The organism is Pseudomonas sp. (assembly GCF_049301935.1).
GTDB lineage: Bacteria > Pseudomonadota > Gammaproteobacteria > Pseudomonadales > Pseudomonadaceae > Aquipseudomonas.
Map to the genome: position 1 here is coordinate 40,802 of NZ_JBAQLP010000132.1, position 22,345 is coordinate 63,146.

Annotated in this window: 21 protein-coding genes and 5 tRNA genes; 9 read left to right on the plus strand and 17 right to left on the minus strand. The window is 63.0% G+C overall.

Features of this window, described 5'->3' with window-relative positions; genetic code table 11:
* Positions 1 to 6: 6 nt before the first annotated feature.
* The gene (locus tag WA145_RS17275) at positions 7 to 1,395 is read left to right on the plus strand and encodes an adenylate/guanylate cyclase domain-containing protein (protein WP_422582750.1); all 1,389 of its coding nucleotides are present in this window, start codon (positions 7 to 9) and stop codon (positions 1,393 to 1,395) included.
* On the opposite strand, the gene WA145_RS17280 is transcribed toward WA145_RS17275, so the two are convergent.
* Together WA145_RS17280 and WA145_RS17285 are read right to left on the minus strand one after the other, a co-directional pair.
* Positions 1,388 to 2,419 (minus strand): glycosyltransferase family 4 protein, encoded by a 1,032-nt coding sequence (locus WA145_RS17280; RefSeq protein ID WP_422582751.1) that lies wholly within the window; start codon positions 2,417 to 2,419, stop codon positions 1,388 to 1,390. The two genes, WA145_RS17275 and WA145_RS17280, sit on opposite strands and share 8 nt — an antisense overlap.
* Positions 2,416 to 3,234, minus strand: a complete 819-nt coding sequence (locus WA145_RS17285) for a UDP-2,3-diacylglucosamine diphosphatase (protein ID WP_422582752.1) — start codon at positions 3,232 to 3,234, stop codon at positions 2,416 to 2,418. Before WA145_RS17285 ends, WA145_RS17280 begins: the two co-directional genes overlap by 4 nt.
* A gap of 134 nt (positions 3,235 to 3,368) precedes the next feature.
* Here WA145_RS17285 and WA145_RS17290 point away from each other — a divergent pair, with 134 nt between their 5' ends.
* The 3 genes from WA145_RS17290 (at position 3,369) to WA145_RS17300 (ending at position 5,400) form a co-directional block, all read left to right on the plus strand.
* Entirely contained in the window at positions 3,369 to 4,118 is a 750-nt protein-coding gene (locus WA145_RS17290) for a helix-turn-helix domain-containing protein (protein ID WP_422582753.1), read from the plus strand.
* Positions 4,119 to 4,216: 98 nt separating this feature from the next.
* The gene (locus tag WA145_RS17295) at positions 4,217 to 4,552 is read left to right on the plus strand and encodes a tRNA-binding protein (RefSeq protein WP_422582754.1); all 336 of its coding nucleotides are present in this window, start codon (positions 4,217 to 4,219) and stop codon (positions 4,550 to 4,552) included.
* On the plus strand, positions 4,549 to 5,400 hold the full coding sequence (locus WA145_RS17300) for a DMT family transporter (RefSeq protein ID WP_422582755.1): 852 nt from the start codon (positions 4,549 to 4,551) through the stop codon (positions 5,398 to 5,400). The genes WA145_RS17295 and WA145_RS17300 overlap by 4 nt, the downstream gene beginning before the upstream one ends.
* Positions 5,401 to 5,580: 180 nt before the next feature.
* On the opposite strand, the gene WA145_RS17305 is transcribed toward WA145_RS17300, so the two are convergent.
* Positions 5,581 to 6,027 carry an Hsp20 family protein gene (locus tag WA145_RS17305; protein WP_422582756.1) on the minus strand — a complete coding sequence of 149 codons (447 nt, stop codon included), beginning with the start codon at positions 6,025 to 6,027 and terminating at the stop codon, positions 5,581 to 5,583.
* A gap of 125 nt (positions 6,028 to 6,152) precedes the next feature.
* Between WA145_RS17305 and WA145_RS17310 the strand changes: the two genes are divergently transcribed.
* Entirely contained in the window at positions 6,153 to 6,899 is a 747-nt protein-coding gene (locus WA145_RS17310; protein ID WP_422582757.1) for an SDR family oxidoreductase, read from the plus strand.
* Positions 6,900 to 6,968: 69 nt separating this feature from the next.
* Here WA145_RS17310 and WA145_RS17315 read toward each other — a convergent pair whose 3' ends face one another.
* The 5 genes from WA145_RS17315 to WA145_RS17335 form a co-directional block, all read right to left on the minus strand.
* Positions 6,969 to 7,937, minus strand: a complete 969-nt coding sequence (locus tag WA145_RS17315) for a tRNA dihydrouridine synthase (RefSeq protein WP_422582758.1) — start codon at positions 7,935 to 7,937, stop codon at positions 6,969 to 6,971.
* Positions 7,938 to 8,015: 78 nt separating this feature from the next.
* Complete coding sequence (locus tag WA145_RS17320) at positions 8,016 to 8,465, minus strand: acyl-CoA thioesterase (RefSeq protein ID WP_422582759.1); 450 nt, start codon at positions 8,463 to 8,465, stop codon at positions 8,016 to 8,018.
* Complete coding sequence (locus WA145_RS17325; RefSeq protein WP_422582760.1) at positions 8,462 to 9,112, minus strand: bifunctional 4-hydroxy-2-oxoglutarate aldolase/2-dehydro-3-deoxy-phosphogluconate aldolase; 651 nt, start codon at positions 9,110 to 9,112, stop codon at positions 8,462 to 8,464. The genes WA145_RS17320 and WA145_RS17325 overlap by 4 nt, the downstream gene beginning before the upstream one ends.
* 21 nt (positions 9,113 to 9,133) lie before the next feature.
* Positions 9,134 to 10,942, minus strand: a complete 1,809-nt coding sequence (gene edd / locus WA145_RS17330) for a phosphogluconate dehydratase (protein WP_422582769.1) — start codon at positions 10,940 to 10,942, stop codon at positions 9,134 to 9,136.
* A 92-nt stretch (positions 10,943 to 11,034) separates the two neighbouring features.
* Positions 11,035 to 11,715, minus strand: coding sequence for a 6-phosphogluconolactonase (locus tag WA145_RS17335; RefSeq protein WP_422582761.1), 681 nt, complete (start codon positions 11,713 to 11,715; stop codon positions 11,035 to 11,037).
* Positions 11,716 to 11,815: 100 nt separating this feature from the next.
* Between WA145_RS17335 and WA145_RS17340 the strand changes: the two genes are divergently transcribed.
* On the plus strand, positions 11,816 to 13,672 hold the full coding sequence (locus WA145_RS17340) for a sensor domain-containing diguanylate cyclase (protein WP_422582770.1): 1,857 nt from the start codon (positions 11,816 to 11,818) through the stop codon (positions 13,670 to 13,672).
* Here the strand turns inward: WA145_RS17340 and WA145_RS17345 are convergent.
* The 7 genes from WA145_RS17345 to gltX all read right to left on the minus strand — a co-directional run bounded on the left by WA145_RS17345 (position 13,642) and on the right by gltX (position 17,313).
* A complete protein-coding gene (locus WA145_RS17345) occupies positions 13,642 to 14,481 on the minus strand; it encodes an alpha/beta fold hydrolase (RefSeq protein ID WP_422582762.1) in 840 nt (279 codons plus the stop codon). The two genes, WA145_RS17340 and WA145_RS17345, sit on opposite strands and share 31 nt — an antisense overlap.
* 11 nt (positions 14,482 to 14,492) lie before the next feature.
* The gene (locus tag WA145_RS17350) at positions 14,493 to 15,032 is read right to left on the minus strand and encodes a TetR/AcrR family transcriptional regulator (RefSeq protein WP_422582763.1); all 540 of its coding nucleotides are present in this window, start codon (positions 15,030 to 15,032) and stop codon (positions 14,493 to 14,495) included.
* Positions 15,033 to 15,203: 171 nt separating this feature from the next.
* Positions 15,204 to 15,279: transfer RNA gene (locus tag WA145_RS17355), tRNA-Glu, on the minus strand.
* A gap of 64 nt (positions 15,280 to 15,343) precedes the next feature.
* Positions 15,344 to 15,419: transfer RNA gene (locus tag WA145_RS17360), tRNA-Ala, on the minus strand.
* A gap of 51 nt (positions 15,420 to 15,470) precedes the next feature.
* Positions 15,471 to 15,546, minus strand: a tRNA-Glu gene (locus WA145_RS17365).
* A 63-nt stretch (positions 15,547 to 15,609) separates the two neighbouring features.
* Positions 15,610 to 15,685: transfer RNA gene (locus tag WA145_RS17370), tRNA-Ala, on the minus strand.
* Between the two features lie 146 nt (positions 15,686 to 15,831).
* Positions 15,832 to 17,313, minus strand: coding sequence for a glutamate--tRNA ligase (gene gltX / locus WA145_RS17375; RefSeq protein ID WP_422582764.1), 1,482 nt, complete (start codon positions 17,311 to 17,313; stop codon positions 15,832 to 15,834).
* A 218-nt stretch (positions 17,314 to 17,531) separates the two neighbouring features.
* Between gltX and WA145_RS17380 the strand changes: the two genes are divergently transcribed.
* On the plus strand, positions 17,532 to 18,428 hold the full coding sequence (locus WA145_RS17380) for an EamA family transporter (protein WP_422582765.1): 897 nt from the start codon (positions 17,532 to 17,534) through the stop codon (positions 18,426 to 18,428).
* A 105-nt stretch (positions 18,429 to 18,533) separates the two neighbouring features.
* On the opposite strand, the gene uvrB is transcribed toward WA145_RS17380, so the two are convergent.
* Positions 18,534 to 20,549: an excinuclease ABC subunit UvrB gene (gene uvrB, locus WA145_RS17385; protein ID WP_422582766.1), complete on the minus strand. Its 2,016-nt coding sequence runs from the start codon at positions 20,547 to 20,549 to the stop codon at positions 18,534 to 18,536.
* A gap of 189 nt (positions 20,550 to 20,738) precedes the next feature.
* Between uvrB and WA145_RS17390 the strand changes: the two genes are divergently transcribed.
* Complete coding sequence (locus tag WA145_RS17390) at positions 20,739 to 21,935, plus strand: amino acid aminotransferase (RefSeq protein ID WP_422582767.1); 1,197 nt, start codon at positions 20,739 to 20,741, stop codon at positions 21,933 to 21,935.
* Between the two features lie 67 nt (positions 21,936 to 22,002).
* A tRNA-Asn gene (locus WA145_RS17395) sits at positions 22,003 to 22,078 on the plus strand.
* 132 nt (positions 22,079 to 22,210) lie between these two features.
* Here the strand turns inward: WA145_RS17395 and WA145_RS17400 are convergent.
* On the minus strand, positions 22,211 to 22,345 hold a 135-nt coding region (locus tag WA145_RS17400; protein WP_422582771.1), incomplete at its 5' end, for a ComEA family DNA-binding protein.

The window sequence follows — 22,345 nt, forward strand, 5'->3', positions numbered from 1 at the left end:
CATCGCATGAATGTCAAAAGCGCCCCCCGACTTACCACGCTGCCGGCACCGCCGCTGCGTGAGTACTATTCCCGCGTGCTGGCCTATATTGCCATCGCCGCGAGCATTGCCGCTGGCACCTACACCCAGCATTTCGGCTACGACATTCTCTGGATGGTGCCCTACGCCCTGCTCTATCCGCACCTGGCGCATCAACTGAGCCTGCGTTTCAAACGCGATCATCCACAACGCACCATCCTCAGCCTGCTGTTTATCGACGCCCTGCACTGCGGGATAGCACTGAGCCTGCTGGGCTTCTCGATTGTGCCGTGCCTGATGGCCCTGCTGACCATGGCCTTCAGCGCCTTGGTCATCGGTGGCCTGCGCTATCTCGGACTGGCCACCCTGATAGCCCTGAGCAGCGCGGTGTTTACCCTGGCGCTGGTCGAAGCCAAGCCGAATATCCACACCCCGGCGCTGGTGGCGTTGGTCAGCATTGCCTTCACCACGCTGTATATCTGCATCACTGCCTACTTTGTGCACCAGCAGGGCCTGCGCCTGGCGCAGGTGCGCAGCGAAATCAGCCGCGAACAGGAAAAAGCCGCACGCCTGGCGCGCAACCTGGCCAAGTACCTGTCACCGCAGGTGTGGGAATCGATCTTCACCGGCAAGAAGAGCGTGCGCCTGGAAACCCAGCGCAAGAAACTCACGGTGTTTTTCTCCGACATCAAGGGCTTTACCGAGCTGTCCGAGGAGCTGGAAGCCGAAACCCTGACCGACCTGCTCAACACCTACCTCAATGAAATGTCGAAGATCTGCCTGAAATACGGCGGCACTATCGATAAATTTATCGGCGACTGCGTGATGGTGTTCTTCGGCGACCCGAGCAGCAAAGGCGCAAAAAAAGACGCGGTAAATGCCGTGTCCATGGCCATCGCCATGCGCAAGCATATGAAGGTGCTACGCCAGCAGTGGCGTGCCCAGGGCATCACCAAGCCGCTGGAAATCCGCATGGGGCTGAACACCGGTTACTGCACGGTAGGTAACTTCGGCGCCGATACGCGCATGGACTACACCATCATCGGCCGCGACGTAAACCTCGCCAGCCGCCTGGAAAGCGCCGCCGAGTCCGGTGAAATCCTGATTTCCCACGAGACCTACTCGCTGATCAAGGACGTGATCATGTGCCGCGACAAGGGCCAGATCACCGTCAAAGGTTTTACCCGCCCGGTGCAGATCTATCAGGTGGTGGATTTCCGCCGCGACCTGGGCGCCACCTCCAGCTATGTCGAGCACGAGCTGCCGGGCTTTTCCATGTACCTGGACACCAACGGCATCCAGAACTTCGACAAGGAAAAGGTAATCCAGGCCCTCGGTCAGGCCGCCGACAAATTGCGCGACAAGGTCATCATGTAGCACTTAGCGGGGTCGACTGACACCGCTCACCGTCGAGCAGCGGCTGCTGCGCGAGAAACTCCAGCGCCGAGGCCCGCCAGGATTGCCGCGCCGCCAATTCGGCGCAGCGCCCGCGGTCCAGCTCCAAGGCCGCCACACAGGCCGCGCGCAAGTCCGCATGCATGGCCCCGCTCACCCCAGCCTGCAGCACATCCAGCGGCCCGGCCACCGGAAACGCCGCCACCGGCGTGCCGCAAGCCAGGGCCTCAAGCATCACCAGACCATAGGTGTCGGTGCGCGAGGGGAATACCAGCACGCTGGCGTTCTGAAACGCCTCAGCCAACGCCTGGCCATGCTGATAGCCGAGAAAACGCACCTGCGGATAGGCCGCCTGCAACACCTCACGCTGCGGGCCATCGCCGACCACGCGCTTTTCTCCCGGCAAGTCGAGGGCCAGAAACGCCTGGATATTTTTCTCCGGGGCGATCCGCCCGACATACAGAAACACCGGCTCCACCTGGTTTGGCGGCGTCACGGATGGACAAAACAGCCGCGTATCGACGCCCTTGCGCCACAGCAGCAGACGCTTGAAGCCCCAGCCGGCAAACTCATCGCGCATGCGCTCGGTGGTCACCAGCACCGCCTGGCTCGGCCGATGAAACGTGCGCAGAAAGGCATAGCCCCAGCGCAGCGGCACCCAGGGCCAACGCGTGTGTACGTACTCGGGAAAGCGCGTGTGAATGGCGCTGGAAAAAGCCAGGCCGCGCTTGCTCAGCCAGCGCCGCGCCGCCCAACCCAGCGGGCCTTCGGTGGCCAGGTGCACGCAGTCCGGCTGAAACGCGCGAATCGCCGGACCAACCCGCCAGAGGTTCCACACCAGGGGAATTTCCGGGTAACTGGGGCACGGCAACGCACGAAAATCCGCCGGTGACAGCAGCTTGACCTGATGGCCAAGGCCACGCAGCTCGCTGATCAACGCCTGCAGACTGGTGACTACGCCATTGACCTGCGGCGACCAGGCGTCGGAGACGATCAGCATCCTCACAGGACCGGCTCGGCAGCCACAACCGGGGCAGCCTGCAGCTGACGCGCCTGATCATCGGCCAGGCGATACAGCTCGATGCGGCCATCCAGATGCTCGATCAGCGCCGTGCAGGACTCCACCCAATCGCCGCAATTCATGTACTCGACCTCACCCATGGGGCGGATTTCAGCATGGTGGATATGCCCGCAAATCACGCCATTAAAGCCACGCTTGGCGCACTCATGGACGATGGCCTCTTCAAAATCGCTGATGAAATTCACCGCGCTCTTGACCTTGTGCTTGAGGTACGCCGACAGCGACCAGTAGCCATAGCCATAACGGCTGCGCCAGACATTCAGCCAGCGGTTAAGAGTAAGGGTGAAGCCATAGGCCGAGTCGCCGAGAAAGGCCAGCCAACGGTGATAGCGGGTGATCACGTCAAACTGGTCGCCATGAATCACCAGCAGGCGACGGCCATCGGCGGTAAGGTGCTCGGCCTCGTCGACCAGCTGGATATTGCCGAGCATCAGGCTGGAGTAACGGCGCAGAAATTCGTCATGGTTGCCGGTAACGTAGATCACCTCGGTGCCACGTTTACTCATGGTCAGCAGGCGGCGGATCACATTGCTGTGCGACTGCGGCCAGTACACCCCGCTGCGCAGCTTCCAGCCGTCGATGATGTCACCGACCAGATAGATCTTGTCAGTCTGATAGCGCTTGAGAAACGCCGCCAGGTGTTCGGCCTGACAATCCCGGGTGCCCAGGTGCACATCGGAAATCCACAGGGTACGGACACGTTGCTTGCGGCTGGGCTTGGCGAGCTGAGCGCTGGTCATGGACGACCTCCGGCTGGGTTTGCTCGAGTCTGCGCAGGCGTGGTGAAAGGTGCATGACAGTGCCGTGGCGATTCGATGACAGCGCCAGCGATGGCATCTGCGGGTAGACTTGTGGCCTGCCCAAGGAGCCCACCATGTCCTCGCTGCTTTCGCTGCGTCATTACCGCCATGAACTGCTCAGCCACAGCCATAACCACGCGCAGCTGGTGTTTGGCCTGAGCGGCCTGCTGGAGTTCGAAATTGCCGGGCATGGCAGCCAGGTGAAGCGCCAGACCCTGGCCGTGGTGCCCAGCGATGCGCAGCACGCCTGCGGCAGCAAAGACGGCAGCCACTGCCTGGTGCTCGATGTACCCACAGACAGCTGGCTGCAACAACAGCTGGGCCGGCACCTGGATGCCACCCGCCGCCTGCTGGAAAAACCCGCCGCCGTCAGCCTGAACCCCGCACAGAGCCAGTTGGTCAGCTGGCTGGCCGCCAGCCCGATCAATGACCCGGTGATTGCCCAGCAAGGCGCCGCGCTGCTCTTGGCCAGTCTGGCCAATGGCAATATGCCCACCCATACGACCCGTCGCCTGCCGCTGGCGGCGCTGGATGCGCATATCGACCAACATGCCGCGCACCCCTTGCAGGTGGCCGATCTGGCGCGCCTGGCCGGCCTCTCGGCGGCGCGTTTTCACGCCCGCTTTCTCGACGAGACCGGGCAAACACCGATGGACTATGTGCGCAGCCGTCGCCTACAGCTGGCGCGTCAGCTGCTGCACGGCAGCGACCTGGCGATTGGCGAGGTCGCCGCACGGGTTGGCTACAGCTCACAAAGCGCCTTTAGCGCCGCCCTGTCGCGCCATCTCGGCGTTACGCCGCGGCAACTGCGCCGCACGACCTAATCCGCCGACGAGAGCCTGACAACAAAACCCGCGACTCCTGAGACAGACACGGGCACTGAGAGCCACCTAGACTGCCCGACAGAATCGAGGAGCCGCCTATGCAAAACATCCAATGGCAGGATTTCGAAAAGGTGCAGCTGCGCGTCGGCACCATTCGCGCCGCCCGCCCCAATGAGCAAGCCGTAAAACCCGCCTACGGGCTGCAAGTGGATCTCGGCGAGCAGGGCCTCAAGACCTCCAGCGCCCAGCTCACCGCCCACTACAGTTGCGAGCAGCTACTCGGCCGCCAGGTGCTGTGCGTGTGCAATTTCGCCGCCAAACGCATCGCCGGCGTGCGTTCCGAGATGCTGGTGAGCGGCGTGTATGACGCCGACAACCGCGTGGTACTGGCCGGCTTCGACAAACCGCTACCGAACGGCGCACGCCTGGCATGAATCAGCGTAATGCGCTGTGGGCCATCCATCTGGGCGCCCTGCTGTTTGGCCTATCCGGCATCTTCGGCAAGCTGGCCAATACCACCCCGCAGATGATCTCCGCCGGCCGCTCCATCTTCGCCGTGGCAGCCTTGTTGCTGTTCGCCAAGCTGATCAGTAATGCCCGCCTGGTGCGCCTCGGTCTGCGCCAGAGCGCTCTGCTGGCCCTTGGCGGCTTGCTGCTTGGCGCTCACTGGTGGAGTTTTTTCGAGTCCGTGCATATTTCCGGCGTGGCCATCGCCACCCTCGGCTTTGCCAGCTTCCCGGCGTTTACCGTGCTGCTGGAGGGTTTGCTGTTCCGTGAGCGCACGCGGCCGGTCGAATACGCCATGGTGGTCCTGGTGTGCCTGGGCCTGGTGCTGGTTACCCCGGATTTCGACCTAAGCAGCCAGGCCACCAGCGGTCTGCTCTGGGCGGTGCTGTCGGGCCTGCTGTTCGCCCTGCTGTCGCTGCTCAACCGCGCCAGCACCCGTGGCGTCGAGCCGGTGCAGGCGGCGCTGTACCAGAACCTCACCGTGCTGCTGGTATTTATGCCGCTGGCCTGGCCGACGCTGCCCAGCGTGCAGGCCCAGGATTGGTTGTGGATGGCCATGCTCGGGATCTTCTGCACGGGCCTGGCGCACAGCCTGTTTGTCGCCAGCCTGCGGGTTCTCAAGGCGCGCACCACGGCGGTGATTTTCGCCCTGGAGCCGATCTACGGGATTGCCTTCGCCTGGCTGCTATTTAGCGAAGTGCCGACTCTGCGCATGCTCGCCGGCGGCCTGCTGATCATCAGTGCGATCTTTCTCTCGGCGCGCCTGGCCAAGTGAGCCACTGCCCAGCCCGACCAACAGAACATCATAACGGCCGGGGAAGCGCTGTTTATCCAGGCAAAGCAGCACTGCGCGGCCGCTCTCATCGTCATATGACGGTTACAGCGTTAAGCCGCATCGCGTAACAGACGGACAGCCGATAGCTCGGCTGTCTCATGCGCATGCAGCGGCGCTCCGTTAACCCTGCAACACGCTGCGGCCAGTGCCGATTGGGATGCGCTTGGCCTTGGCCTCTTCCGGCACGATGCGCACCAGGTCGATATTCAGCAGACCGTTGACCAGGCTGGCAGCCTTGACCTCGATATGGTCGGCCAGGCGGAACGACAGCTTGAACGCACGCTGAGCGATGCCCTGGTACAGGTAGGTGACGTTCTCGGCGCTGCTATCACGCTTGCCGCCGCTGACGGTGAGCACGCCGCGCTCGACTTGCAACTGCAGATCGTCTTCCTGGAAGCCCGCCGCCGCGACTACGATGCGGTATTGGTCGTCGGCATACTTCTCGACGTTGTAGGGTGGGTAGCTGCTGCCCGCCTCGTTGCGCATGGCCGACTCAAACAGGTCATTGAAACGGTCGAAGCCAACGGACTGACGGAACAGCGGGGTCATGGAAAATGCAGTGCTCATGTCTAAATCTCCTGAGTTTCAGCGAGTCATGCAGGACCCGACTTCGGCATCCTGCATGACTGAAAATGTGGCTACTCCGATACATTTCAAGCCTCTGCAAAAATTTCTTACAGGAGCGAACGCAGATGGGAAAAGTCATGCTGATTACCGGTGCCAGCCGTGGTATCGGCGCCGCTACCGCCAGGCTGGCAGCCGCTCAGGGCTATGCGCTGTGCCTGAATTACCAGCGGCAGCAGGCAGCAGCTGAGGCGCTGGTGAGCGAGATCACCCAGAGCGGTGGCCAGGCCATCGCCGTGCAGGCCGATGTAGCCGACGAAGGCCAGGTGATGCAGCTGTTCGCCCGCCTCGACCAACACTTCGGCCGCCTCGATGTACTGGTCAATAACGCCGGCATCCTGGAGACCCAGATGCGTTTGCAGCAGATGGAGCTGGCGCGCTGGCAGCGGGTGTTCGCCACCAATGTGTTCGGCAGCTTTCTCTGCTGCCGTGAGGCGATCAAACGCATGTCAACGCGCCAAGGCGGCAACGGCGGCGCCATCGTTAACCTGTCCTCGGCGGCCGCGCGACTCGGCGCGCCGGGGGAATATATCGACTACGCCGCGGCCAAGGGCGCCATCGACAGCATGACCCTGGGCCTGGCCAAGGAAGTCGCCGCCGATGGGATTCGCGTCAACGCCGTACGACCCGGGGTGATTGCCACCGCGATTCACGCCAGTGGCGGCGAGCCGGAGCGGGTCGCGCGGGTCAGCCAGAGCGTGCCCATGGGCCGTGGTGGCCTGGCCAGTGAGGTGGCCACAGCGATTCTCTGGCTGGCCAGCGAGCAGGCGTCTTACACCAGCGGCGCGCTGCTGGATGTCAGCGGCGGACGCTAGCCGAAACGATGGGTTACGCCGCGCCTAACTACCCTCTTGCCGTGCAAGCATTTCAGCGGCTAACCCATCCTACGCACTGCATTTCAGCTCGGCAAAGTCGATACCGAGCAAGGTATCGATACGCAGGCAGTCGCTCTCACGGCGCAGCAGGTTGAACAGTTCGGTGGCCTCGGGGTAGCTGCGGGTGAGCATGGCCAGCCATTGCTTGAGCCGCCCTGGCGCATAGCGTGGCGACATCTTGCGCCGCGCCTGCAGCCAAAAGTCGGCCAGCAGCGGCTGCAGCTCAGCCCAGCTCATGGCCGCCATGTCCTGCCCGGCCTTGGCGGCGGCGATCTGCCGGGCCAAGTCCGGACGGGCCACCAGGCCGCGGCCGAGCATGATGTCCTCAACTCCGCTGACCTCACGGCAGCGCCGCCAGTCATCCAGGCTCCAGATCTCACCATTGGCGAATACCGGCACCGCAACCGCATCCTGCACCCGCGCCACCCACTCCCAGTGCGCCGGCGGCTTGTAGCCTTCGACCTTGGTCCGCGCGTGCACCACAATCTGCGCCGCGCCGCCATCGGCCAGGGCCTGGGCGCACTCCAGGGCATAGTCCTTGTGATCAAAGCCCAGGCGCATCTTCGCCGTCAGCGGAATGGCCGCCGGCACCGCACGCCGCACTTCGCGGACGATGGCGTGGAGCAGCTCAGGTTCCTTGAGCAGCACCGCACCGCCACGGGACTTGTTCACCGTCTTGGCCGGGCAGCCGAAGTTGAGGTCGATCACCGGTGCGCCCAGGGTGCAGGCAAACGCCGCGTTATCCGCCAGGCAGGCCGGATCGGAGCCGAGAAACTGCACGCGCAGGGGCGTGCCGGCGGCCGTTTGCGCGCCGTTGAACAGTTCAGGCGCGAGCTTCTGGTAGGTGCTGGCGGGCAACAGCCGCTCGGTCACCCGAATAAATTCCGTCACGCACCAGTCGATGCCACCCACCTGAGTGAGCACATCGCGCAGGATTTCGTCGACCAACCCCTCCATCGGGGCCAGGGCGATTTGCATAAGTTCAGCTCTCAGAAAAACGCCGCGTAGTGTACGCGGCGCGGTGGTGCAACGCTCAGGCATTAGCCCAACGGCGCGTCACAGCTCCATGGGGAAAACCGGCTGCAAGGCCGCGCCATAGCCTTCAACAAACTCGGGGGGCATGCGCTTGGGCTTGCCGCTGGACAGCTCGATGCAGACAAAGGTGGTCTTGGCGCGCAACAGGGTCACGCCATCTTCCGGGCGAATCAGCTGGAAACGCCGGTCCATCTTCAGGCGCTGGTCGGACTCGACAATCCAGGTGGCCATCTGCAGCTGCTGGTCTTCATAGGCGCTGGCCAGGTAATCGATCTCATGGCGCAGCACCGCCATCGCGCGATCCAGGCGGCGGTACTCGCTCAGGTCCAGGCCGAGAAACTGCGAATGGCGCCAGGCGCAGCGCTCCAGCCAGCTGACGTATACCGCGTTATTGGCATGACCGAGGCCGTCGATATCCTCTGCCGCGACCTGGATGTCGATGACGAAGGGGTTATGCAGATCCCAGCTCATACCGACTGCTCCAAGCTGCCAGCCAGGGCGCGGGCCTCGGCGGCGAGCTGGGTGATCTGGTCCCAGGCGCGGGCGCGCACCAGGTTGCTCGGCGCGATCCAGGTACCGCCGACGCACGCCACGTTGGGCAGGCGCAGGAAGCCCAGCAGGTTATCCGGGGTTACCCCGCCGGTGGGGCAGAAGCGAATACCGGTAAAGGGGCCCTTGAAGCTCTTGAGCATCTTGATGCTGGTGGCGCCATCGGCTGGGAACAGCTTCAACGAGCGATAGCCGTATTCCAGCGCCAGCAGCACTTCGGACGGCGTCATCACCCCGGGCAGATACGGCAGGCCGGAGTCTTCCGCCGCCGCCGCCAAGCGTTGAGTACAACCGGGGCTGACGGCGAACTGCGCGCCGGCCTCGCGGGCTTCGAGAAACTGCTCGGCATGGATCACCGTGCCGGCACCGATCAACAGCTCCGGCAGTTCCTTGCGCATCGCCGCCAGAGCATCCAGCGCCCGTGGTGTGCGCAGGGTCACTTCCAGCACGCGAATGCCGCCGGCGTGCAGCGCGCGGGCCAGGTCCACCGCCAGGCTGATGTCCTCGATCACCAGCACCGGCAACACCGGGCGGGCCTGTTGCAGCACCGCATCTATGGTCAGGCTCATGCCTTGCTCCCTGTTCGACTTCTAGTCTTCAAATAAGCTGCTGGCACCCTGCTCGGCGGTACTGACCAAGCGGCGTTGCCCGGCGAACATTTCCAAACCAAAGCCCAATTCCAGCTCGGTCGTAGCCGCGCTCAATGGCCGTGCAGCCAGCTGTTGCTCAGTCAGCTCGACCCGCAAAATGCCCTGTTGCGCATCCAGCAGCAGCCAGTCGCCCTCCTGCAAACGCGCCAAGGCGCCACCAGCGGCCGCTTCCGGGCACACGTGCAGCGCCGTGGCCACCTGGCCCGAGGCGCCCGACATGCGCCCGTCGGTGACCAGTGCCACTCGCTGCCCGGCCTGCTGCAGATTGGCCAGCAGCGGCATCAGTTTGTGCAGCTCAGGCATGCCATTGGCCCGTGGGCCTTGGAAGCGCACCACCAGCACCAGGTCACCTTGCAGCTCGCCGGCCGCATAGGCCGCCAACACCGCCGCCTCGGTTTCGAAAATCCGCGCCTGGGCACGAATCCGCCAGAACGCCGGGTCGACCGCCGAGGTTTTCAGGATGGCGCGGCCCAGGTTGCCCTCAAGCAGCACCAGCCCGCCCTCCTCAGAAAACGGCTCGGCGACCGGCCGCACGATATCCAGCGCCGGGCTCTGCGCCGGCAGCTCGCGCCAGGCCAGGCGCTCGCCATCCAGCCAGGGCTCACGGGTGTAGGCGTACAAGCCATGCCCGGCGGCGGTGGCCACATCGTTATGCAACAAGCCGGCGCCGAGCAGCTCACGCAGCAGCCAGGCCGGGCCGCCAGCGGCCTGGAACTGATTCACGTCCGCCGCGCCATTGGGATAGACCCGCGCCAGCAGCGGCACCACCTTGGACAGCGCGGCGAAATCATCCCAGATCAGCTCATAGCCCGCCGCCCGGGCGATGGCCGGCAGGTGCAGGGTGTGATTGGTCGAGCCGCCGCTGGCGAGCAGCGCCACCACGGCGTTGATCAGCGCCCGCGCATCGATCTGCTGACCGACCGGTAAATAGCGCTCACCCTGGCGGCTGTTGTGCGCCACCAGGCGCGCCGCTTCATCGGTCATGGCATCGCGCAGCGGCGTAAAGGGGTGAATAAAGGCACTGCCCGGCACATGCAGACCCATGGCCTCCATCAGCAGCTGATTGGTATTGGCGGTGCCGTAGAAGGTGCAGGTGCCGGCCTGGTGATACGCGGCCAGCTCGGCGGCCAGCAGCTCATCACGACTGGCTTCGCCACGGGCGTAACGCTGACGGACGGCGGCCTTCTCCTTATTCGGCAGGCCCGACTGCATCGGCCCAGCCGGGACGAACACCGCTGGCAGATGACCGAAATGCAGCGCGCCGATCAGCAGGCCAGGGACGATCTTGTCGCACACGCCCAGGTACAGCGCGCCGTCAAAAATCCCGTGGGTCAGGCCGATGGCAGCGGCCTGGGCAATCAGATCGCGGGAGAACAGCGACAGCTGCATGCCGCCCTCGCCCTGGGTGATGCCATCGCACATGGCCGGCACCCCGGCAGCGAACTGCGAGGTCGCGCCGGCCTTGGCCAGCGCCACTTTCAGGCGCTCGGGATACTCCCTGAGCGGTGCATGGGCGGAAAGAAGATCGTTGTAGCTGGAGATGATCGCGACATGCGGCGAGCCGCCCTGCTTGATGATCAGCCGCGCCTCATCGGGCTGCGCCGCCAGGGCATGGGCCAGGTTGGAGCAACCCAGCGCCTGGTGCGCAGTACGCCCGGCCGCCAGGGCCAGGCGCTGCAAATAGCGTTCGCGGCGTTTGGCCGAACGCTTCTCCAGGGCGGCGGTAACCTGCTCAACAACCGGATGCAACATGACGGGTCCCTTTATCGGCGAGGTACAGGCTTACAGTGTAACGGCTTAGCGCCTGTTGTTAACGCAGCAGGGGCAACGCGCAGTGGTTCTCAGGGTGCCCAGTAGATATTCACCGGCAAGGGGCTGCGCCGTAGCCAGGCGTAGAGGGGCAATTCGCGGGCACCGGGTTGGTCGGCCAGCACCGCGTCAATCAACTCGCGCTTGCGCTCGCCAAACGCCAGCAAGCCCAGCCACTGGCCACGCTGCAACATCGCCAGGTTCAGTGACAGACGCTCGCGCGGCTCCTGCGGCGCCAGCGCCGGCAAGGCCGCAGGCGCGGCATCAGGGTTCAGCGCCGCCATCAGACCAGGCATACCGGGGAATAGCGATGCAATATGGCCGTCTTCGCCCATGCCCAGCAGCACCGCGCTAAACAGTGGCCACTGCGCCAGCTGCTCGCCCCAGTTCAACGCCGCCTGCACCAACGTCGTGCCCTGGCGTGGATCCAGGCAGTTCGCCTGTGGCAACCCCTGATGCAGCAACAGCCAGTTGCTCTCGGCTGCCTGTACCGCCACCCAGCGCTCATCACTGGGGCTGAGGTCGATACGCTGACTATCCAGTTGCTGCGCCAGCAGGGGCAGCAACGCCTGCGGGCTACTGCCGCCGGGCAGTATCAGCCCGGCGCGGGGCTGCTGCGCCAGCGTGGCCTGGAGCTGCGCCAACAGATCGGTCGCCAGCATCTGCAGGCAGGTGCCGCGCTGAGCATGGTTATGAAACAAATTTTGGCTCATAAGCAACCCTGACTAAGCTATCGGTATGCCCTAAGGCCGCGCAATAATGCGCCATTGTCGTGTTTGCCAACATCCTTGCCATGGAAAGCCTGCTTTGATTGTGTTGCTGCGCGTATTCCTCTTGCTGTTATTGCCGGCACTGGGGCAAGCCGCAAGCCTGTCTCTGCTGCCCAGTGACTCAGCGTTGCTGCCAGGCCCGGCCATGCACGTGTGGGCAGACCCCGACGGCCTGGCGGACATCCACAGCGTTCGCCAACTGCCGGCATCGGCCTGGCAAACGGTGGCTCGCCGCGATGCCAGCTTCGGCTACAGCGGTTACGCCTACTGGCTGCGTTTTACTGTGCATAACCCTGCAGAAGGGCCGATCAACTGGGTCCTGCTGGTCGGCAACTCGCTGCTCGACACTCTGGATGCCTACGGCCTGGACGACGGCCGGGTGTATCAAGCCGGCGATCAACGGCCGTTCCAGCAACGCTGGGTCGATCACCGTCAGCTGGTGCTGCCGTTCAGCCTAGCCGCCGGGGAAACCCGCGAGCTGATCCTGCGCATGCAGACCGATGGCTCGGCCAACCTCAGCGCCAGCCTGATGAGCGCTGAAACCTTCAACCGTCACGAGCAACGTATGTTACTGCTGCAGGGCCTGTTCTTCGGCGCCCTGCTGGTGATGATGATCTATAACCTGTCGATCTTTATCATCACCCGCGACCGCAACTACCTGTGGTACAGCCTGTTTGTCGCCAGTTTCAGCCTCTACCAGTTCATCCAGCTGGGTTTTGCCCTGCAATGGTTCTGGCCCGAGTCACTGGCCTGGCAGCAGATGAGCTTCCCGTTCAGCTCGGCGCTGGCGACCCTGTTCGGCGTGCTGTTCACCTATGGCGTACTCGACCTCAAGAACCAACACGCGGCCTACCGCTGGATCTGCCGCGGCCTGATTGGCAGCAGCCTGCTGGTGATGGCGCTGGCGTTGGTTGCACCCTACCTCGTGGCGCTGATCGGCAGTTTCGTGCTGCTACTGGTCTGCGCGATTTTCGGCTGTATCTTCACTGCGCTGCGCTGGCGCGACGGCTATCGGCCGGCCAAGCTGTTCGCCCTCGGCTGGTCGGCCCTGATTATCGCCAGCCTGTTCAGCGTGCTCAGCGGCACCGGCCTGATCGCTAATTCCCAGCTGACTCTGCATGCCCAGCAGATCGGCAGCCTGCTTGAGCTGGTGATTTTCTCGATTGCCCTCGGCTCACGCATCCGCCAGGCGCAAAGCGATTATCAACTGGCTCAAGTACGACTATTTGCCAACGAACACCAGTTACGCATGGAGCAGGCCAAGAGCCTGGACCTGCAGCAACAGATCAACGAAGGCCTGGAAGCCCGCGTAGAGGAACGCACCGCCTCTCTGCAACAGGCCCTGCAAGACCTCTCCAGCGCCAACCGCCAGCTGGCCGAACTCAGCCGTCGCGACAACCTCACCGGGCTGTTAAACCGCCAGGCACTCAACGACGAACTGGAACGCATGCTCGCCCAGGCCAAACGCAGCCAGCAGCCAATTGCCATGCTGATGATGGACCTGGACCACTTCAAGAAGGTCAACGACCAGCACGGCCACCTGGTTGGCGACGCCTGCCTGCAGCACGCCGCCCTGCGCATGCAGCAACGCATGCGCGGCAACGACCTGCTGGTACGCTTCGGCGGCGAAGAGTTTGCCGCCGTACTCTGCGACACCGACCAATCTGGCGCGCTGGGCTTGGCCGAGCAGCTGCGTGCAGACCTGGCCAGCCACCCCTGCGTACACCAGGGGTTGAGTATCGACCTGAGCCTGAGCATCGGCGTGTATGCACTGATACCGGATAGCAGCAGTGATCGCGAGCAACTGCTACGCCACGCCGACCAGGCGCTCTATCGGGCCAAGGCCGCCGGGCGTAACCAGGTTATCGGTTATGAAGCCAGTGCCTTGGGCGATGTCTGACTCAACGAGCCCAACAGCTCCAGAACGCCCTGCACAACCCGCGGATCAGCCAATACGCGCTGATGCCCGCCGCTTTCCAGGCGCAGCAGGCGACTGTCGAACCAGCTCTGATGAATCGCCTGCGCCTCGCTAAACGGCACCATCGGATCGTCCACTGCATGCACGATCAAACCGGGAAAATCCAGCTGGTAGTGCGCACTATCAAGCTGCCCAGCGGGAATCCCGGCCTTCTCCTCAACCAGCCGGACAAAGTGCGCGCGTGCCTGACGCGGCAAGCCCATGTAGCGCGAGAAGAGCCGCAGCATGGTCAGAATTCGACTGGGCGCAGCAATGCTTATCAACGCCTCGGTACGCAGGCCTAGCTGGGTGGCCAGCAAGGCACTGGCGCCGCCCATGGAATGGCCAATCACCGCTTTCAGCGGCGGCAACTCACTGGCGGCCTCCAGCAAGGCACGGGCAAACAGCACCACATTAGCCTCACGCCCCGGCGAACGGCCATGCGCCGGCGCATCCAACGCCACCACCCCATAACCGGCATTGACCAAGGCCTTGATCAGCGCGGCGAACTGCGTCGGCCGCCCTTCCCAACCATGCATCAGCAACACCGCCGGCCCGCTGCCCCAACGCAGCGCCGACAAACCGAAACGCAGGGTGATGCGCTCGGCCTGCGCCAGTAGCGGCAACTCCCAATCCCGCGGCGGCAAGGTGTGCGGCGTCATAAATTCCCGGCGCAGCTTGCTGGCCAGGGCATGCGGCGCCAGCAGACCAATCGATGTGTTGAAACCACGAACCCAGCTCATGTTGTTCATTGCCATGCTCCTCAGACGATTGCCGATTTAGCGGCACGCAAGACTCGATCAGACAACTCGCCAGGGCCGAGCGCGCGTGCCAGCGCCAGCCCTCCGACCATCAGGGCGATATCGGCCAACGCCTGATCAGCCTCCTCAGGGCTGCCCGCCAGCTGCGCCGTCATCAGCTCGATATGCTCCGCCAGCACCGCACGAAAACCGTCCGGCATACGCGCCAGCTCACCTACCGAACTGGGCAGCGGACAACCCTGCTCGCTGGCATCGCGGTGCTTGCGCGACAGATAGAAAGCCGCCAGCAGCACCCGGCGTTCATGGGCAGGCAGCGCCTGATCAAGCTGCGCGAGCCGCTGCCGACGCTGGCAGAGCATTTGCTGGAACACTTCCAGCATCAGCGCGTCCTTGCTCTCGAAGTGCGCATAGAAGCCGCCCACCGTCAGCCCCGCAGCGCCCATGACCTCACCGACGCTAGGTTCCGCCGGGCCGCGCTGCAACAAGGCGGCGCTGGCAGCGGCGAGAATCCGTTCACGGGTCTGAGCTTTCTTGTCGTTCATCGTCGCCTCCGAATATTACGATTGAAATATTATGCTCGTAATGATTTTAAGCAAGCACCAAGCACGACCATTGGTCGGCTGCATTCGGGCAAAAGGAAATTTTTAGGCTGAAAAAACAAAAGGGCCATTCCATAAGAATGACCCTTCAAAATCCCGCAGAGCGGGCAAAAATGGCGTCCCCTAGGGGACTCGAACCCCTGTTACCGCCGTGAAAGGGCGGTGTCCTAGGCCACTAGACGAAGGGGACGAAACCTTCGAAGAACAAGGCCAGCTTTACGCTGGCCCCGTGGCAGTTTTTACTACTGCAAAATTGGTGGAGATAAACGGGATCGAACCGTTGACCTCTTGCATGCCATGCAAGCGCTCTCCCAGCTGAGCTATACCCCCAGATTTATCGCCTCTCGGCTCACAGCCCAAACCGGCACTGCTTTTTGAAACTGGCGTCCCCTAGGGGACTCGAACCCCTGTTACCGCCGTGAAAGGGCGGTGTCCTAGGCCACTAGACGAAGGGGACGTAACCCTTCTACAACCAACCAGCTACAAGAGCTGATTGTGGCAAGCCTTGCGGCTTTGAAGATGGTGGAGCTAAACGGGATCGAACCGTTGACCTCTTGCATGCCATGCAAGCGCTCTCCCAGCTGAGCTATAGCCCCATCTCAAGGACGGGGCGCATGTTAAGAGCACGCCCCACACCTGTCAACAAAATTTTTACTGGCATCAGCATTCTTTATGCTGACAGAACAACCACTTACCCCATCCCGGCACGCCAAAACGACGGCCGGACGGGACAACCAGCAACTTAGAGAATAGTCGCCAGCAGTTTTTCCCACTCTTTGTTTTCTTTCTTCGATACGCCGCCAAGCAGCTCGATGGCCTGACGCAGACGGAAGCGCGTCAGGTCAGGACCAAGGATTTCCATGGCGTCCAGTACCGACACCGAGCTGGCATGGCCGGTGACGGCAGCGAACATCAGCGGCATGGCGTCGCGCAGCTTCAGCTCCAGGTGCTCGACCACCGCCTGGATACAGCCGGTGATCTGGTCTTTTTCCCACTGACGCAGCGCCTCGAGCTTCCACAGGATCAGCTGCATGACCTGGCGCACCTGCTCGGCCGAGAGTTTCTTGTGCTCGAACAACGCGGCATCCGGAGCCACGCCGCCAGCGAAGAAGAAACTGGCCAACGGCGCGATCTGGCTGAAGGTCTCGACCCGACCCTGCACATGCGGGGCAATCTGCATCAGGTAGTTGCTGTTGAATGCCCATTTCTGCGCCCCGGCAGCGAACTCCTCGACGCTCAGTTCGCGCATCCACTGGCCGTTGAGCCAGGACAGCTTCTCCAGATCGAAGATCGGCCCGCCCAGCGACACCCGGTTGATGTCGAAGTGTTCGACCATCTCGTCGAGACTGAATTTTTCGCGCTCATCCGGCATCGACCAGCCCATGCGGCCGAGGTAGTTGAGCATGGCCTGGGGCAGGAAGCCCATGCGCTCGTAGAAGGTGATCGAGGTCGGGTTCTTGCGCTTGGACAGCTTGCTCTTGTCCGGGTTGCGCAGCAGCGGCATGTAGCACAGCTGCGGCTTGTCCCAGCCGAAGTACTCGTACAGCAGGATCAGCTTGGGCGCCGACGGCAGCCATTCTTCGCCGCGCAGCACGTGGGTGATGCCCATCAGGTGGTCGTCGACCACGTTGGCCAGGAAGTAGGTGGGCAGGCCATCGGTCTTCATCAGCACCTGCATGTCCATGCGATCCCAGGGGATCTCCACTTCGCCACGCAGCATGTCCGGCACCACGCACACGCCTTCGGTCGGCACCTTCATGCGCACGACATTTGGCTCGCCCGCCGCCAGGCGCTGTTGCACCTCGTCGGCGGACAGGTGCATGCAGTGGCCGTCATAACGCGGCGTCTGCTTGGCTTCCATCTGCTCGGCACGCACTTTGTCCAGGCGCTCGGCGCTGCAGAAGCAGTGGAAGGCATGCCCCTTCTCCACCAGCTCGGCGCTGTACTTCTGGTAGATGTGGCCGCGCTCGCTCTGCCGATACGGACCGTGAGGGCCGCCGACGTCCGGGCCTTCGCTCCACTCGATACCCAACCAGCGCAGGGCGTCGTAGATCTGCTGTTCTGACTCGCGAGTCGAACGCACCTGGTCGGTGTCTTCGATACGCAGGATAAATTCGCCACCGTGCTGACGGGCAAAACACAGGTTGAACAGGGCGATATAGGCGGTGCCTACGTGCGGATCACCGGTGGGCGACGGCGCGATACGGGTACGAACGGTGGTCATGGCGGCTCTCAGACAGGCAAAGCGGATTAAATCGAGGCGGCGATATTAACAGGCTGGCCGCCACCGGCTCCAGCAAGCGCGGCTATTTCAGCGACAGCGGACGCTGTAGTGCGCAGCAGGCTGGACAACAACGCCAGCCTGCTTAGACTGACGCCCTCTACTGCGGGCCTTGCCGCTTTTTCCAGGCGCCCGCCCTGCCCTCGTCAACTCAGATCGCCATGCCGACCCCACCACGCACCCGCAGCCTGCTGCTGATCGTCGCCTTTGCCACTATTTATATCGGCTGGGGCACCACCTACCTGGCCAACCACTTCCTGCTGCTGGAGCTGCCGCCGTTCGTCATCGGCAGCCTGCGTTTCTCGATTGCCGGCCTGCTCGCTCTGGCCTGGGTGGTGCTCAGCGGCCAGCTGCGCATGCAGCGCAGCGACTGGGGCGGCGTGCTGATCGGCAGCCTGGCGCTGATTGCAGTCGGCCAGGGCGCGCTGATCTACGCCAATCAATATCTGCCGACCGGCATGCTGGCGATGCTCTATACCACCCTGCCGCTGTGGAGCGTGGCCCTGGAATGGCTACTCGGTGAGCGCCCGCCGCTCTGGGTGGTGTGCGGCCTGGCGCTGGCCTGCAGCGGGATTGTGCTGCTGATGAACAACGGCCTGGATCACAGCGCGTCTATCGAACAATGGTTCGCCGGCCTGCTGGTGGTGTTTGCCACTCTGCTCTGGGCCGGCGGAGTCTGGTTGATGCGCCAACGCCCGCCGTTTCGCTCCAGCTGGCTGGGGCTGAGCCTGCAGATGCTGATCGGCGCATTGCTGCTGGCGCTGTTCGGCCTGTGGCACGGTGACTGGCAGGCGCTGAACCTGCGCGCCATCAGCAGCAATGCCTGGCTATGGCTGGCCTATCTGGTGCTGCCGGTCAGCCTGGGCGTGTATCCGGCGTATTTCTGGCTGCTGCGCGAGGTACGGCCGAGCCTGGTGTCGACCTTTGCCTTCGTCAACCCGGTGGTGGCGCTGCTGCTCGGCTACCTGCTGCTGGGCGAACGCCTGAGCCTGATGGCCATGCTGGCTTGCGGCATCACCCTGGGCGGGGTGCTGCTGATTATCTTCGGCCGGCGCTAAGCGGCCTGCGTAGGATGGGTTGAGCGCAGCGATACCCATCGAGCGCCAATGATGGGTATCGGCGCCACGCGCCTCAACCCATCCTACGTGCTCTAAAGAACCTGGCTAAACCTGCAATAATCGCTCGCGCAGCTTGTGAATCTCGTCGCGCAGCTGCGCCGCGGCCTCGAACTCCAGGTCGCGAGCCAGTTGGTACATCTTCTCTTCCAGCTGGCGGATGCGCTTGGTGATCTCGCTGGGTGAGCGCAGCTCGTTCTCGTAGCGCGCGCTTTCTTCGGCGGCCTGAGCCATGCCCTTGCGCTTCTTGCTACGCGAGCCGGGCACGGTGGCGCCTTCGAGAATGTCCTGCACGTCCTTGAACACGCCTTTGGGGGTGATGCCATTGGCCAAGTTGAAGGCGATCTGCTTGTTACGCCGGCGTTCGGTTTCACCGATGGCGCGCTCCATCGAACCGGTCATGCGGTCGGCATACAGAATCGCCCGGCCGTTGAGGTTGCGCGCGGCGCGGCCGATGGTCTGGATCAGCGAGCGCTCGCTACGCAGGAAGCCTTCCTTGTCCGCATCGAGAATCGCCACCAGCGACACTTCCGGCATATCCAGGCCTTCACGGAGCAGGTTAATGCCCACCAGCACGTCGAAGGCACCGATACGCAGGTCGCGAATGATCTCGACCCGCTCCACCGTGTCGATATCCGAGTGCAGGTAACGCACCTTGACCCCGTGATCGGCCAGATAATCGGTCAAATCCTCGGCCATACGCTTGGTCAATGTGGTGACCAGCACGCGCTCCTCGATGGCCACGCGCTTGTGGATTTCCGAGAGCAGGTCGTCGACCTGGGTCAGCGCCGGACGCACCTCAATCTGCGGGTCGACCAGCCCAGTGGGCCGCACCAGCTGCTCGATCACCCGCCCGGCATGCTCGGCTTCGTAGTTGCCTGGGGTGGCTGAGACGAAAATGGTCTGCGGGCTAGCGGCCTCCCACTCCTCGAAGCGCATTGGCCGGTTATCCAGCGCCGAAGGCAGACGGAAGCCATATTCCACCAGGGTTTCCTTGCGCGAGCGGTCGCCCTTGTACATGGCGCCAACCTGCGGCACCGAGACGTGGGACTCGTCGATCACCAGCAGCGCCTGATCCGGCAGGTAGTCGTAGAGCGTCGGTGGCGGCTCGCCCGGCCCGCGCCCGGACAGGTAGCGCGAGTAGTTCTCGATGCCGTTGCAGTAACCCAATTCGATGATCATCTCCAGGTCGAAACGGGTGCGCTGCTCCAGACGCTGGGCTTCCACCAGTTTGTTATTGCTGCGCAGGTACTCCAGGCGCTCGACCAGCTCCACCTTGATCTTCTCCACCGCCTCCAGCAGTACTTCACGCGGGGTGACGTAGTGGCTCTTGGGGTAGAAGGTAAAGCGCGGCAGCCGGCGTATCACCTCGCCGGTCAGCGGGTCGAAGGCGGCGATGCTTTCCACTTCATCGTCAAACAGCTCGATACGGATGGCTTCCAGGTCCGACTCGGCCGGGAAGATATCGATCACATCGCCACGCACGCGGAAGGTGGCGCGGGCGAAATCCATGTCGTTGCGGGTGTATTGCAGGTCGGCCAGACGGCGCAGCAAGGCGCGCTGGTCCATTTTGTCGCCGCGGTCGACGTGCAGCACCATCTTCAGGTAGCTCTCGGGGCTGCCCAGACCGTAGATGCATGACACCGTGGTGACGATGATCGCGTCCGGCCGCTCCAGCAGCGCCTTGGTCGCCGACAGGCGCATCTGCTCGATATGGTCATTGATCGAGGCGTCCTTCTCGATAAAGGTGTCCGAGGACGGCACATAGGCTTCGGGCTGGTAGTAGTCGTAATAGGAAACGAAATACTCCACCGCATTATTCGGGAAGAAGCTCTTGAACTCGCCGTACAGCTGCGCGGCCAGGGTCTTGTTGGGGGCCAGCACCAGGGTCGGACGCTGGTTCTGCGCGATCACATTGGCGATGGAAAAGGTCTTGCCCGAGCCGGTTACGCCGAGCAGAGTCTGGTGCGACAAACCCGCCTGCAGACCCTCGACCATCTGCCGAATCGCCTCGGGCTGATCGCCGGCCGGCTGAAAACGGGTGACCAGTTGGAACTCGGACATGACGGACCTCGACAAGCGGCTGTGACGCGACCTGAAAGCCTACGTCAAAACCGGTGAAAAGCGTGTGCCTGCTGTCGCGGCACAGGTTATGGCTCGGTATACTACCGGCCCACTTACGCAACCCCTAGCCCCAGTCGTAGCAAGGTGTTGCCTGACCCTCATCTCTCCTCTTCAAGAGCTGCCGCCTCCATGAGTCTGTTCTCTGCCGTCGAAATGGCTCCGCGCGATCCTATCCTGGGCCTCAATGAAGCCTTCAACGCCGACACCCGCACGACCAAGGTCAACCTCGGCGTGGGCGTTTACTACAACGAGGAAGGCCGCATTCCCTTGCTGCGTGCCGTAGCCGAAGCCGAGAAGGCCCGTATCGAAGCCCACGCACCGCGCGGCTACCTGCCGATCGAAGGCATCGCCGCTTATGACAGCGCCGTGCAGAAGCTGCTGTTCGGCGCAGATTCCGCCCTGTTGGCCGAAGGCCGTGTGGTCACCACCCAGGCCGTGGGCGGTACCGGCGCACTGAAAACCGGCGCGGATTTCCTCAAGCGCCTGCTGCCGAATGCCGTGGTCGCCATCAGCGACCCGAGCTGGGAAAACCACCGCGCGCTGTTTGAGTCCGCCGGTTTCCCGGTACACAACTACCGCTACTACGACGCAGCCAGCCACGGCATCAACCGCACCGGCATGCTCGAAGACCTGAAAAACCTGCCGGCCCGCTCGGTGGTCGTGCTGCACGCCTGCTGCCACAACCCGACCGGCGTCGACCTGTCGCTGGACGACTGGAAAGCCGTGCTGGACGTACTGCGCGAGCGCGAACATGTGCCGTTCCTCGACATCGCCTACCAGGGCTTTGGCTACGGTATCGAGCAGGACGCCTTCGCCGTGCGCCTGTTTGCCGAGTCCGGCCTGCCGTTCTTCGTCTCCAGCTCCTTCTCCAAGTCCTTCTCGCTGTATGGCGAGCGCGTCGGCGCGCTGTCCATCGTCACCGCCAGCCAGGAAGAAGCCGGCCGCGTGCTGTCGCAAGCCAAGCGGGTAATCCGCACCAACTACTCCAACCCGCCGACCCACGGCGCCACGGTTGTCGCCTCGGTGCTTAACAGCCCCGAGCTACGCGCCCTGTGGGAAGCGGAGTTGGGCGAAATGCGCGAGCGTATTCGTGGCATGCGCATGGCCATGGTCGAGCAGTTGGCTGCACTCAACTGCAAACGCGATTTCGGCTTTGTGGCCCAGCAGCGCGGCATGTTCTCCTACTCGGGTCTTACCGCCGAGCAGGTCGAGCGCCTGAAAACCGAGTTCGGTATCTATGCGGTCGGCACCGGGCGCATCTGCGTCGCGGCACTGAACCAGCGCAACCTGCCGGCCGTTACCCAGGCTATAGCCCAGGTGCTCTAAATCTGCTGACGGGAAGTCAGCATAAGCTTGACTTCCCTTTTTGAATCAGTAGGATACGCGCCGTTGTTCCGCGATAGCTCAGTCGGTAGAGCAAATGACTGTTAATCATTGGGTCCCTGGTTCGAGTCCAGGTCGCGGAGCCAGATACCAAAAAACCCAGTCAATCGACTGGGTTTTTTATTGCCTGCAGTTTCATATACCTGCAGAGCACATCGCTCTAGCCACAATAAAAAGACCGCTCAATGAGCGGTCTTTTTATTAGCCAAAGCTCTTATTTAGTTACTGCTCAACCTGTCACGATTCTTTTCAAGGATCGCCGCGCCAATGCCTTTAACTTCAAGCAGATCATCTACCGAAGCAAAGGGACCATTGGCTGCACGGTGATCGACAATAGATGCAGCCTTGACCTT

What these genes read in the sequence shown, in the direction of transcription:
- WA145_RS17275 (WP_422582750.1), top strand. Translation starts at nt 7, where the DNA reads ATGAATGTCAAAAGCGCCCCCCGACTTACCACGCTGCCGGCACCGCCG.
- WA145_RS17285 (WP_422582752.1), bottom strand. Translation starts at nt 3,234, where the DNA reads ATGACCAGCGCTCAGCTCGCCAAGCCCAGCCGCAAGCAACGTGTCCGT.
- WA145_RS17290 (WP_422582753.1), top strand. Translation starts at nt 3,369, where the DNA reads ATGTCCTCGCTGCTTTCGCTGCGTCATTACCGCCATGAACTGCTCAGC.
- WA145_RS17295 (WP_422582754.1), top strand. Translation starts at nt 4,217, where the DNA reads ATGCAAAACATCCAATGGCAGGATTTCGAAAAGGTGCAGCTGCGCGTC.
- WA145_RS17300 (WP_422582755.1), top strand. Translation starts at nt 4,549, where the DNA reads ATGAATCAGCGTAATGCGCTGTGGGCCATCCATCTGGGCGCCCTGCTG.
- WA145_RS17305 (WP_422582756.1), bottom strand. Translation starts at nt 6,027, where the DNA reads ATGAGCACTGCATTTTCCATGACCCCGCTGTTCCGTCAGTCCGTTGGC.
- WA145_RS17310 (WP_422582757.1), top strand. Translation starts at nt 6,153, where the DNA reads ATGGGAAAAGTCATGCTGATTACCGGTGCCAGCCGTGGTATCGGCGCC.
- WA145_RS17315 (WP_422582758.1), bottom strand. Translation starts at nt 7,937, where the DNA reads ATGCAAATCGCCCTGGCCCCGATGGAGGGGTTGGTCGACGAAATCCTG.
- WA145_RS17320 (WP_422582759.1), bottom strand. Translation starts at nt 8,465, where the DNA reads ATGAGCTGGGATCTGCATAACCCCTTCGTCATCGACATCCAGGTCGCG.
- WA145_RS17325 (WP_422582760.1), bottom strand. Translation starts at nt 9,112, where the DNA reads ATGAGCCTGACCATAGATGCGGTGCTGCAACAGGCCCGCCCGGTGTTG.
- WA145_RS17335 (WP_422582761.1), bottom strand. Translation starts at nt 11,715, where the DNA reads ATGAGCCAAAATTTGTTTCATAACCATGCTCAGCGCGGCACCTGCCTG.
- WA145_RS17345 (WP_422582762.1), bottom strand. Translation starts at nt 14,481, where the DNA reads ATGAACAACATGAGCTGGGTTCGTGGTTTCAACACATCGATTGGTCTG.
- WA145_RS17350 (WP_422582763.1), bottom strand. Translation starts at nt 15,032, where the DNA reads ATGAACGACAAGAAAGCTCAGACCCGTGAACGGATTCTCGCCGCTGCC.
- gltX (WP_422582764.1), bottom strand. Translation starts at nt 17,313, where the DNA reads ATGACCACCGTTCGTACCCGTATCGCGCCGTCGCCCACCGGTGATCCG.
- WA145_RS17380 (WP_422582765.1), top strand. Translation starts at nt 17,532, where the DNA reads ATGCCGACCCCACCACGCACCCGCAGCCTGCTGCTGATCGTCGCCTTT.
- uvrB (WP_422582766.1), bottom strand. Translation starts at nt 20,549, where the DNA reads ATGTCCGAGTTCCAACTGGTCACCCGTTTTCAGCCGGCCGGCGATCAG.
- WA145_RS17390 (WP_422582767.1), top strand. Translation starts at nt 20,739, where the DNA reads ATGAGTCTGTTCTCTGCCGTCGAAATGGCTCCGCGCGATCCTATCCTG.